This window comes from Deltaproteobacteria bacterium (assembly GCA_016930875.1).
Lineage (GTDB): Bacteria > Desulfobacterota > Desulfobacteria > Desulfobacterales.
Genome location: JAFGFW010000114.1, coordinates 1 through 11,390 on the forward strand (window position 1 = coordinate 1; position 11,390 = coordinate 11,390).

Consider the following 11,390-nt stretch of genomic DNA (forward strand, 5'->3'; position numbering starts at 1 on the left):
CAGGGAGAAAACCTGGCTTCCATCCCCTCCTGTGTTAAGAGGCAAAGAGCACGTCTGAAGGTCATCTATGGAAATCTTGTAAAGAAGAAAAACCTCGTTGTGCAAGGATCTGCTGAGGCACCTTCTGCCGAGGAGGTAGAGCGACGGGAAAAAACCGTAACTAAATTTGGACGAAGAGTGCCGGACCTAAATCTGCGCCAAAGGCCATCTGAAGCCTAAAGAAATTCAGAGCAGCAATGCTTCTGCCTTCGGCCGTTTGCATGTCTACACTACATCTTGTGTCCTCAATAAATAGGTTCATCGGAGGCTTGTTTTGAACACAACTATCCATCATATGAATTCACCTCTCGGAATCTAGCAGCAAAAATATCCACACGGCTCCACAGGCGTGTAATGCTTCCCTCCTGTTTAGATATCCGTTTAAACACGATTCGACTTTGAAGATCCCAAAAACTAAATAGTGCCAAGTATCTTTAATGCTGGTTAAGGCAGGAATCTTTGCGATTGGGTTTTGATATTTTTGTTCTGACATGGGTGGCCACCAGAGTTTGGCGTAAATTTCCTTTCCTCCTGCAGTAGACTTGGCGCGTATTGCGCATGGTTTTTCAAAACACTGGCCGTCAGGGGCGCCATTTGAAGACAAAAGTTATTGAAGTCTTCAGGCATTTTGAAGGCTCTTGAACAGATCGAATGCCTGTTTTGGCGTGACACCATCGTGGACAACGGCGTTTAGCGCCCTCATCATGGCTAACGGGTGTGGGTTTTGCCAGACGTTTCTTCCTAAGTTGACCCCAATGGCGCCCTTCTGCATACCATCATAAACAAAGTCAAAGACTTCCAGCTCGGTCTCGCATTTTGGTCCACCTGCCATGACTACCGGTACCGGGCATCCATTGGTCACCTTTTCGAAGTCTTCGGCGCAGTAGTAGGTTTTTACGAGCTTTGCGCCCAATTCAGCCGCGATACGGCAGGACAGGGCCAGGTAGCGTGCGGTTCGTTTTTCGAGTTCTTTGCCGACTGCCGTAACAGCCATAACCGGTATTCCATAATCTTCACACTCATTGACCAATAAGGCCAGGGACTCCAGGGCTTGTTTTTCGTAATCACTTCCAACAAAAATGGAAAGCCCCACTGCCGCCACGTTGAGCCGGATCATTTCTTCTACGGAGGTGGTTATGATTTCGTCGGAGAGGTCTTTGCCGATAACACTGGTGCCCCCCGAAACCCTCAAGATGATTGGCGTGTCAATGTCAGGGGCCACGCAGGTGCGTAGAACCCCTCTGGTCACAAACAGACCGTCGGCATAAGGGACAAGGTCTCTGATGGTTTCGCCAGGTCTCTCAAGACACCTGGTGGGGCCCTGGAAATACCCATGGTCTATGGGAAGAAACTGGCAGTGTCCATCCGGCTTGATCAGCCGGGACAGGCGATTTCTCATCCCCCAGCCAATGTTATCAGCCCCCTTGATGGACTTCTCATTGACACTCGCATCCTCCCATGCCATCTCTGACACATCCCTTGCTTCCAAAATTTCTTCTGCATCCGGCATAGTCTTTTCCTCCTTCAACCATAGATTCCAGGATAATGCTTTTGGCTCAAATAGGAGTATATCTCTTGTTGGAACTTCCTCAGGAATAACCGCCAGATACTAGATACTGGTCACTTGATACTGGATAAACCGTACAATTTCCAATCCTTAATCCAGTATCTAGCATCTAGAATCCAGTATCTGTCTGGAATAGAGCACGAACTCGCACTTTCTGACAAAATCGACAACCCCAAAATTTTTTTCTGAAGGACTATAGTTCAACCGATCAGATTGGAGGTCACTATCTTTGTGGTTCGATGATAACCTTAATCGAATCCCTGGCCTCGGCCACCAATTTAAAGCCTTTGCCCGTCTCTGCCAGGCTCAGCCGATGTGAAATCATCTCACTGACGCGCACACGGCGAGCACGAATGAGCTCAAGGGCGGTTACGTGATCCGCTGGGCTTCCCGCATAGGAAGTCATAAGGACAACGTCGTTTCTAAAGAAGAGATCGTTGATGGATACCGGAACCTTAACGCCAGGATCCGTGGGAGCAAAAAAAAGCACTGTACCTCCCCGTTCCACCAGTTGGAGAGCCTGCAAATTCGCCGACACAGCGCCGGTACATACCATCACCTTGTCTGCCAGCCAGCCATCATTAATCCGACGTACCTCAGACACAATATCTTCCTTGGCATGAATCGTTGCGTCTGCTCCAAACCTCTTGGCCGCTCTCAAGCGGTCCTCGCTGATATCCGTGGCGACCACCCGGGTTGCACCAAGAGCACAGGCAAGCTGAATGTGGAGCAGGCCCGCTATGCCGCTTCCGATTACCACCACCGTGTCACCAGGCCCAATCCCTGCTGTCTCTTGTGCACGCCACACACAGGCGAGCGGCTCTGCGAAACTCGCCTCCTCAAAGGATACTCCATGGGGAATGAGATATACGCCCCGGTCCACATTGATCGCAGGCAATCGCACATATTCAGCAAAGCCCCCAGGATCAAAATTAGTTCGGCGAAGCGTATCACACACCGTGTGATGTCCCCTGAGGCAGAAACGGCAGGTGTTGCAGGGAACGTGGTGCGACGCAACCACCCGATCTCCTTTCTTGTATCTATTAACTCCTTCCTCGACTTGGACCACTTGTCCGGCAATCTCGTGGCCAAGAACCAGAGGCGCCTTTTTGATTCGGTACCATTCCATTACATCGCTGCCACAGATGCCGCTGGCCTCTATACGCACCAGGAGTTCACCCCGGCCGATTTCTGGAGTGGGGATTTCCTCTATCCGGATATCCTTATTGTTGTAGTACATGGCTACGCGCATGTCTTATTTCCTCTGGTGGACCTGTGGCTTGAAGCTTTACCGGCCTGTGTTATACCCGCAAAGCACTCTCGAAAGACATAACTTTTCGTGTGTCTCTGATTATAACGCTTCTTCAGCAATTGAAGCCACCACATCAACCTGATTTCTGAATTCTTCCGGCGCATTCAGGAACTCCAAGCCAAGTGTGTCGTTGTCTTTCGACCGTTTGACGCAACGTATGATACATAGAATATCATATTCTAGGTTATCTGTTGGCATATCAAAGGATATGTTCACCTCTTCACCCACATTCCACGCGGTTACTTGCTTTAGCTTGACCAGGCAGCCCGACTTGCTGAGGTTCACGACAGTACCCTTGAATAACTCCAGAATCTCACTGCTTTCAGACCCGAGATCGGCCGCAAAAAAGGTTGTGTAGCGAGGTTCCTTGCGGAGTTCGACGCTTTCCACAACATCCGGGTAACCGAACAGGAGCAAAGGAACCATGGTCTGGATTTCCCTGAAAAGATGTGCTGTGAAACCGTAAACCCTTCCTCGGCTGATATAGATTACGTTATATGTCGCCCCGCTTTCGAGTTTGAGTCGAATACCGTTTTCGTAGGGACAGGTTGTCAGGAAGAACTTGCCGGCTATCCATCCAACGACCTTTAGCGGATGCTTGATATCTTCAGTTTCAGCTCTTCGCTGCAAGAATATGGTCATGTCGTGTCTGAGTATTTGACCAAAATGTGTCAATATTTCAGAAGCTCGTTCGCCCGACACTGGATGCTCCTTTCTGGAAACTATTCGAAATCCTCTTCCCCGAAGACCTCAGCCTGATACACTTTTACCTTTGTTTTCGGGTCTTGCCATGCCTTTGAGGACATGCCGCCTTTAAGACAGAGATGCTCAAGAAACTGCTCTTTGTCTGGAAGCTGCTTCCAGACCTGGGGAAGAAAGGTCGATCTGTTAGGGCCCCTCGAGAGAATGACACCGTGAACGAGGGGCTCAAGTTCACTCTTGAGATCCTCTCCATCCTTGAAGTTGAGTTTTTCCGGTACAGTCAAGACACTGACCTCAATGTCTATCTCAGAGAGTTCGTCTGCCTTCAAGGAGGAAAATCTCGGATCTCGAAAGGCAGCGCTTTGAGCGTTTTCTTCCACGCATTCCACAAGGGATGAGACAGGCTCAATGGTGCCTATGCATCCTCGAAGTTGGCCATGTTTGTGCAGTGTAACAAAGCAGCCTCTCTTTTCTGTCAATGCTGGAGAAGACAACCCAGGCCTTTCCACCTTGGCGCCTCTTACAAGCTTTGCCTCAACGGCAGAACGGGCAAGCCTCAGGAGGGCCTTTCTGTCCTGGGCAGACAGGTTTGCTTTCATTTTTGTTGATCCCTCCTTTCTGTCTACAAAGGCGATGCTCGCGTAACCGACCACACGGTTTCTGCCTCCTGCGGTGTCGCCGGAATTCTTGTAATCAATAAATATGCCACCCCAGCCTTTAGCCTTGGCAATATGCATGAGAGTCAAAACAGCCTGCTTGCCACAGGCCTCGCACAGAGGCATGTCAGAAAATATGAAGCCGGTGATGGCTTCAGTGCAGATTCGGTCCAGGGTGACAGCCGTGTCGTAAGAATAGAAGTGGGAAAGATCCGAACTGGCCACAACCAGAGTGTCTTCATCAATATGCTGGACGAGCGCGCTAGCGAGGGCCTCTGGGTCTGAGCTGTTTGTCAGGATAGGAACGATTTCAAAATCCCCCAGCATCACTTGCAGGAAGGGGAGTTGAACCTCGAGGGAATGTTCCCTTTCGTGAGCTTGAGGGACATATTCAAAGAGCGGCAGTTTTCGGAGGGTGAAAGCAAGCTTTGCCAGGGGGACTTGTCCCAGTGGTGTTTGGTAAGCCTTGACGTTAGGAATGGATGCATCCCTCAAAGGGGCCCGGTGGCTGGGGCCAAGAAGTATAACCGTCTTTGTAGCCGGGTCTATCTGTGTGTATCCCGCAGCAGCCACAATACCTGAATAGATATATCCCGCATGGGGAACAACCAGTCCTCGGATTTTTCCCGCAACCTTAATGCCTGAGGCATCTTTCAAGAGGCTTCGGACTGTCTGTCCAAGCTCATCGTGCTTTTTAGGATAGAATAGGCCGGCTACAGCCGGTGGTCGCACTGTTGTGCTGGTTTCGTCAGAGGCGCACAAGGATTTCCACGTCCAACCGATTGCCAATGCCAGGATAAGAGCGATGAGTCCGAGTCTTTTCATTATCATCATTGTCAATCCCACGTGCCGCTAATGGGGATTCCGCAAAACTTGCATTTTCCCTTGTCTATCAGGTTTGCTACAACCGTGTAACCCCTTCTTTGAACCACAGTACGCCTGCAGTTGGGACATATGGTCTTGTCACACCCACCAGGCACATTGCCGATGTAAACGTGATTGAGACCTTCTTTCAAAGCTATCTCCTTGGCCTTTTCCAAGACCTCCACCGGCGTGGGCGGGAGACGGATAAGCTTGTACTGGGGAAAGAATCTGGAAAAATGAAGGGGATATTCAGATCCAAGGTTATCCAGAATCCAGCCGCACATTTTTTTTGTCATTTCCAGATCGTCTGTGTAAGTGGGAATGACCAGATTGATAATCTCCATCCAAACCCCTCGTCGGTGAAGGGTCTTGAAGGTTTCAAGGACAGGCTCAAGATGCCCGCCGTTTAAGTCCCAATAGATCTTGTCTGAAAAACTCTTGAGATTCACACTGGCCGCATCTATCACATCACATAGCCTGTTCAGGGCGGCTTGACTAATGTATGCATTGCTTACCCAGATATTCTTAATCCCCACCTTTTTCGCCTTGGCCGATATGTCGACCATGTATTCATAAAACGTCGTGGCCTCAGAATAAGTATAAGCAATGCTTTTGCACCCGTAACCGGAAGCCATCAACACGACTTCGTCCGGAGACATATTCTGATTGCGCGTCTTGTCCGGGCTTGTTTGAGATATCTCCCAGTTCTGGCAGTTCAGGCAGTGGAAGTTGCATCCGGCTACTGCAAGAGAAAAGGCCTTGCTTCCGGGATGAAAATGCAGCAGCGGCTTTTTCTCCACAGGGTCAACATGGACAACGCAAGGGTTTGCATAAGAAATGCTATAGAGTTTTCCCCCTATGTTCACCTTGGTCAGGCATCTTCCGCGGTTGCCGGGAAGGACCACGCATTCGTGGGGACAGGTGTCACACCGCACCTTGCCATTATCGAGTTGACTGTAAAAATAGGCCTCCTTTACATGTGGGTCTGTGGGAGAAAAGTCCTCTTTGGCCCATGCAAAATGCCACGGAAGGACCAAAGCGCCACAGGTTGCGCAAAATGTGGTCTTTATGAAATCTCTGCGGGATGTTTCCATGGGCATTCCTTTGAAAATAGTTTCTAAGGCCATCGCGACACAATATTGAGACCAAAGCTCAGGCCCTTAAGCACAAGGACTGAGATCAATACGCCAATAATTCCAATTTTAGGAAGAAACAGCAGTCCTGTCAATATAGTACCGCAGGCAGCACCCGCAAGATCTGCCACATAGAGGCGTCCCGTGATTTCTGCCTCGCTCCCATGGGCCAAGCGGGAGGCAGCCGAGAACTGACACCCGGCCGCAAAGGCCACGCAAAAGATCAGAGACGGAATCACTACGTACTGCATGGCAAACAAATAGGCCTGGCTTTTTCCGCCAATCCCACCCGCACCCGCAATGCAGGCCAGCGCCGCCAACAGAACAAGGCCGGAGTCTGTGACAAGGATCTGCCAGGAGTTACTCCTTCTTATCCTTCCGGACATAAAGGCCCCCAGTGCAGACCCTATCATAAAGAGGGTGATAAATATGCAGATCCGCAAATATACATAGCCGTATATGACCTGAAAGAGGAGGAGAAGGGACAATTCAAAGGCCATGCCTGCGTATCCTGAGGTCATGATTGTAAAACCGATTACGTTCCTGCGGCATGAAAGGGCCGCAAATACCAAGATCAATACAAACATGACGTAAAGAAATATCTTTTGGCTCCCGGATTTTTTTAGCCACATATCCATGAGGTGTCCGAAGGCAGCAGGAGACAGGTCTCTGTTAGGCGGGAGGGCTTGTTCAGCCAGGAGACGGCTGAGAACGTCCATGCGGAACGGATCGGTTATGGTGGGGAGCTCATAATCTACCAGACGCCTGGTGGCTATCTTGCGTTTAGCCAGTACGTCTGCGATATTGGTCGTTAAACGAGCATCAGAGGCCAGATAGTGGTGGGTAATTCCAGGAAAGACGAGCAGATGCCTGAAAACACTTTTCAGGGCCGCGTAAACGGATCGGTTGACGGCCATCCCCTTTTCTTCAAGGTAGTTTTCAGCACCTATAAGCGTAAAGGAAAAGACTCCTTCCGGAGTTAGGATCGATTTTACCTCACGAAAAAACTCCTGGCTGTAGAAGCGGTTGAGTTGCGCATTTTCCGGATCTGGAAGGTCGATAATGATGGCGTCATATTTTGTTGCTGCTTTTTTCACAAAAAGGCGGCCGTCACCAACATGGACATGGACAAAGGGATGGGAAAGGCTGCAGCCAATAAGGGTATCCAGGTCAAGGATAGCAGGATCGAGTTCCACGTAATCTATGCGGTTTGGTCTGTGCTCGGCGATTTTCTGAATGGTTCCAAAGACGCCCCCGGCAATCAAAAGAATATTGGATTTTTGCTCAACCTGGCAGAGCGGAAGATGGGCCACGGCCTCCATGTCAAGATTCCCTGTTGAGAACAGGGGGATGGCGTCTTGGAGGACATTGATCTGCTGATCGGTTTTAGAAATCGTGAGCTGCGCAAAGGGCGTATTTTTATGCACGATGACCTTTTGACCGGGAAAACGCCAGGAAAGAGTGGACATATGAAGGGGCCTGGCTGTCAGCATGCCTAACCCCAGCACCACCAAGACGGGAATTCCCGCATATGAGGTCATCACGGCTGCGGCAAGGAGGTTCAGCAACCCAAGGCAAACCAGGCTGTCCCAGTGGGAAAGGGTATAAACAAAGACGAGGCTAAATATGAGCCCGCCGGCAATATCACCAATGGTGTCGGCAATATATACCTTGCTTGTGGTCTCCTTGCCTTGAAGGAGAGCCCCTGCTACGGGTATCATCGCACCTGCTACAAGACAATAAGGCACGAGGATCGAGGCGCTCGAGAAAATGGCCGAAGTCAAACCGAGCATTTCACCCCGGACCCAAAAAAGAGGAAGGGCTCGAATAGCCGCAACCTGGGCAAAGGGTATAAGCGCTATGAGGAGATGACCGCAAAAAAGCGTTCTTTCCGGCCTTCTCGTCTTTGCCAGCGGTATGCCAAGGGCGCTGCCAAGGCCTGTAAAGAGAAGCCATACACCAAGGACCAGCCCTATGACTAATTCATTACCGCAAAAGCTGGACATGACCTCGCGGATCATGACAAGCTGAACGGAGATAGATGAAGTTCCCAGGGCCAAGAGACAGATCCAGAATCTTCTCTTGGCCGTATAGCCTTTGTGTATTGCCATTGGAATATTATGTCAGGCGCATTCTTGCTTAATCAGTAATGACACAATTCAAAACGTAACATCTCAATAAGTCGTGGTAATTCCCTGAAACTGTGATTTCGGGTCATTGCGAGGAGCGTTAGCTACGACGCAATCTCTGTGCTACCAAGGAGATTGCTTCCCTGGCCCAGACCCTGGCCCAGACCGGGTGTTTCTCTCCGTGGCATTGTCCAGCTTCTGTCGCGCCAGGGCGGGCAGGGCGGGCGCTTCGCTCGCAATGACGAGAACCCGAACTTGTTGAGAACTTGGTTCAAAAGATGTCAACATCCTGTAAGTATTGTATAAGTGTCCGAACTGTTTCAGTCATTTGATATTCGGATTTTGATATTCGGATTTGTGGCTGACGCCTTGAGAACAGTACGTATTTGAGTCCCGTTATTGGCAGAGCAAATCCTCCAGATTTGACCAAGTTAGAGTCTACTTTGACGTTACTGTGGCAGGGTCAACTTTTATCTTTACAAAATCGCCATATTGTGCTATTTATTTTTTTTTAAATTAGCATTCATTCAGTGAATTCCCTTACTTATATAAAATACCTAACTGAGATGCTGAATGCAATGCATTTTTTCTCTCCTTGGCGTATACTTGTTAAGCAGGTATTGGGATGAAAAAGAAGGACCTGGAATATTTCAAGAACCATTTGACCGAACGTTTACAAACCTTGCTGGCCGAGGCAAGTGGCACAGTATCCGGTATGACGGATGAGAAGCCTAGTTTCCCTGATCCGACAGATCGGGCAGCCTTGGAATCGGACCGCAACTTCACCCTTCGCATACGAGACAGAGAGCGGAAGCTCATCGCCAAGATAAGGCAGGCCCTTGAGCGAATCGACAACGGCACTTACGGAATTTGCGAGACCTGTGGCGGGGAAATAACCCTCAAACGTTTGAAGGCTCGACCAGTTACCACCCAGTGTATTGATTGCAAAACCGAGGAAGAAGCAAGGGAAAACGCTCTCGGGGTATAGCGGGCTGCCGGTCTCCTCCCATGGATATAGCCTTCCGAAACTCCGGTTGTATTGACCTTCACATCCACTCGACTGCTTCTGACGGTTCGTTTTCACCTCTGGAGATCATTGAAGCAGCCCGGAAGATTGGCCTCAGGGCTGTAGCCATTACAGACCATGATACTGTTGACGGTTCAGCCGAGGCCTTAAGCCTCCCCCGCTCCCATTCTGTCGAAATTCTTTCCGGCATTGAAATCAGCGCCGATTTCCCCCGCGGCACCATGCATATTCTGGGTTATCTTATTCGGGTAGACGATTCGGCCTTGAGGGGAACTCTTAAAACCGTGCAAGACGCACGGGCGAAGAGAAATCTCAAGATCGTTGGAAAGCTCCAAGACCTTGGAGTGGACATACGATATAATGAGGTCATTGAGGTTTCGGGCGGGGGACAGGTTGGAAGGCCCCACATTGCTCAAGTATTGGTTCACAAAGGGGTTGTTCAGAGTGTTGATGAGGCCTTTAAGAAATTCTTAAGAAAAGGGGGGGGTGCATATGTTTCCAGGTATCGACTTTTGCCTGCTGAGGCTATCCAGATGATTTCGCAGGCAGGAGGAGTTCCCGTGCTGGCCCACCCGTTCACGCTTAATGCAAAAAACGAGACGGAATTGGAGAGTATTCTAGTTGACTTGAAGCAAGCCGGACTAAAAGGAGTGGAAGTCTACAATTCTGATCACACCCTCGAACACAAGAACCGCTACGAGAGGCTTGCGCTCCGCCACGGCCTGTTGCTCACAGGGGGGACGGATTTTCATGGCACGGCAAAGCCAGATATTCACCTTGGGATTGGAAAAGGAAATCTGCGCATTCCCTACAGACTTGTAGAGGAACTCAAGAAGAGTATCGTTAAAGTTTAGGCAACCATTCACGGTTACAAAAAAATGAACATCGAACATCGAACGTCCAACATCGAATGTTGAATGGGAAAACACGCGGCGCAAGCGCCTGCGCTGCGCGGAGGAAACAGAAGAACTGATTAAGATTTTCGTTACGAGTATCAAAACGGCCGTTCGACAGGCTCACGACCCTGAGCGGAGTCGAAGGGCTGAAAAGAAACAGAAATAACCGTTGAATGTTCGGTATTGGATATTCGTTTTTCATTCGACGTTGGACGTTCGATGTTCGACGTTCATCTTTCAAAACAATTCCGTGCGGCATAAATGTAACCTGTGAACATTTACGTTTAGGGATAGCTTTCTTGATATTCGTGATGCACGGTGACTGGGATTATGAAAGCGATATGGTCTTTTCAGGGCTTTTTTTTGCTATAATTTCAGGCGTAAACTCCTGTCTTCTGGAAAGTTCACGTCCTTTTTTGCCAAGCCACACGAATGAACAGGCAAGTGCAAGTCCTGCCACGATACCCACCATCAGATCCTCGCCGAGTGAGAATATCTTTGCCAGCAAGTATCCGGAAAGCATGCCCCCAATAAGCGCCAATATCGGTACCGTGTAAATGTAAAACGAAACTTTGAGCAGGGAAGCGCTTCGCAGGCCTATCGTCACGGTGTCTCCCACCTGAGCCCCGGCTGTGTTGCGGGCCCTTACCTCTACATTGGAGCCGGATCCTCCGAGGGCTTCACAGCTATGCCTGGCCTTGCAACTCTCGCATTCCGGCTCACGCTGGGTTACCGCCACTGCCATTGGGCCGTGGATTGCCCTTACAATTCCAGTCTTAGTTATAAGCTGTGCCATATTCCTTCGTCTACCGTCTTTGATTTAGTCGGCAAACCCCCAAAACCTGTAAGGGGGGTAACGCCTTGGAACTTCTACAACTTATTGAGAATATAGGAATCCATTATGCCATCATTCCACTATTCCAACATTTCAATTGGGGGCGAAGCCCCTAAGGGCTCGCTCAAAAATAACTTCACATGTTGATGCGCCGACCTGCCTGCCGGCAGGCAGGTCCATCCCGCCTGGCTGCGTTGCTCGTCGGTTAAATAGCTTGCTATTCGCCCTCC

Annotated in this window: 10 protein-coding genes; 3 read left to right on the forward strand and 7 right to left on the reverse strand. The window is 49.8% G+C overall.

Annotated elements, in window-relative coordinates; all coding sequences use genetic code 11:
- Positions 1–219 (forward strand): hypothetical protein (locus JW883_10245; protein ID MBN1842645.1); only part of this gene is annotated, 219 nt, incomplete at its 5' end.
- Between the two features lie 439 nt (positions 220–658).
- Here the strand turns inward: JW883_10245 and lsrF are convergent.
- From lsrF to JW883_10275, 6 genes are all read right to left on the reverse strand, one after another.
- Positions 659–1,549, reverse strand: a complete 891-nt coding sequence (gene lsrF, locus JW883_10250; protein MBN1842646.1) for a 3-hydroxy-5-phosphonooxypentane-2,4-dione thiolase — start codon at positions 1,547–1,549, stop codon at positions 659–661.
- Between the two features lie 280 nt (positions 1,550–1,829).
- On the reverse strand, positions 1,830–2,858 hold the full coding sequence (locus JW883_10255; GenBank protein ID MBN1842647.1) for a zinc-dependent dehydrogenase: 1,029 nt from the start codon (positions 2,856–2,858) through the stop codon (positions 1,830–1,832).
- Between the two features lie 99 nt (positions 2,859–2,957).
- Entirely contained in the window at positions 2,958–3,620 is a 663-nt protein-coding gene (locus JW883_10260; protein ID MBN1842648.1) for a PilZ domain-containing protein, read from the reverse strand.
- 20 nt (positions 3,621–3,640) lie between these two features.
- Complete coding sequence (amrB, locus tag JW883_10265; GenBank protein MBN1842649.1) at positions 3,641–5,101, reverse strand: AmmeMemoRadiSam system protein B; 1,461 nt, start codon at positions 5,099–5,101, stop codon at positions 3,641–3,643.
- An 11-nt stretch (positions 5,102–5,112) separates the two neighbouring features.
- Positions 5,113–6,234: an AmmeMemoRadiSam system radical SAM enzyme gene (gene amrS / locus JW883_10270; GenBank protein MBN1842650.1), complete on the reverse strand. Its 1,122-nt coding sequence runs from the start codon at positions 6,232–6,234 to the stop codon at positions 5,113–5,115.
- Between the two features lie 23 nt (positions 6,235–6,257).
- The gene (locus JW883_10275; GenBank protein MBN1842651.1) at positions 6,258–8,384 is read right to left on the reverse strand and encodes a hypothetical protein; all 2,127 of its coding nucleotides are present in this window, start codon (positions 8,382–8,384) and stop codon (positions 6,258–6,260) included.
- A gap of 643 nt (positions 8,385–9,027) precedes the next feature.
- Between JW883_10275 and dksA the strand changes: the two genes are divergently transcribed.
- Both dksA and JW883_10285 read left to right on the forward strand, forming a co-directional pair.
- The gene (gene dksA, locus JW883_10280) at positions 9,028–9,390 is read left to right on the forward strand and encodes an RNA polymerase-binding protein DksA (GenBank protein MBN1842652.1); all 363 of its coding nucleotides are present in this window, start codon (positions 9,028–9,030) and stop codon (positions 9,388–9,390) included.
- Positions 9,391–9,410: 20 nt separating this feature from the next.
- The gene (locus JW883_10285; GenBank protein ID MBN1842653.1) at positions 9,411–10,283 is read left to right on the forward strand and encodes a PHP domain-containing protein; all 873 of its coding nucleotides are present in this window, start codon (positions 9,411–9,413) and stop codon (positions 10,281–10,283) included.
- Between the two features lie 370 nt (positions 10,284–10,653).
- Here the strand turns inward: JW883_10285 and JW883_10290 are convergent, their stop codons facing one another.
- On the reverse strand, positions 10,654–11,121 hold the full coding sequence (locus tag JW883_10290; protein MBN1842654.1) for a SoxR reducing system RseC family protein: 468 nt from the start codon (positions 11,119–11,121) through the stop codon (positions 10,654–10,656).
- Positions 11,122–11,390 lie beyond the last annotated feature (269 nt).

Bases quoted from the DNA above. Each gene is read 5' to 3' on its own strand.
- dksA (MBN1842652.1), top strand. From the start codon at position 9,028: ATGAAAAAGAAGGACCTGGAATATTTCAAGAACCATTTGACCGAACGT.
- amrB (MBN1842649.1), bottom strand. From the start codon at position 5,101: ATGAAAAGACTCGGACTCATCGCTCTTATCCTGGCATTGGCAATCGGT.
- JW883_10285 (MBN1842653.1), top strand. From the start codon at position 9,411: ATGGATATAGCCTTCCGAAACTCCGGTTGTATTGACCTTCACATCCAC.
- lsrF (MBN1842646.1), bottom strand. From the start codon at position 1,549: ATGCCGGATGCAGAAGAAATTTTGGAAGCAAGGGATGTGTCAGAGATG.
- amrS (MBN1842650.1), bottom strand. From the start codon at position 6,234: ATGGAAACATCCCGCAGAGATTTCATAAAGACCACATTTTGCGCAACC.
- JW883_10290 (MBN1842654.1), bottom strand. From the start codon at position 11,121: ATGGCACAGCTTATAACTAAGACTGGAATTGTAAGGGCAATCCACGGC.
- JW883_10275 (MBN1842651.1), bottom strand. From the start codon at position 8,384: ATGGCAATACACAAAGGCTATACGGCCAAGAGAAGATTCTGGATCTGT.
- JW883_10255 (MBN1842647.1), bottom strand. From the start codon at position 2,858: ATGCGCGTAGCCATGTACTACAACAATAAGGATATCCGGATAGAGGAA.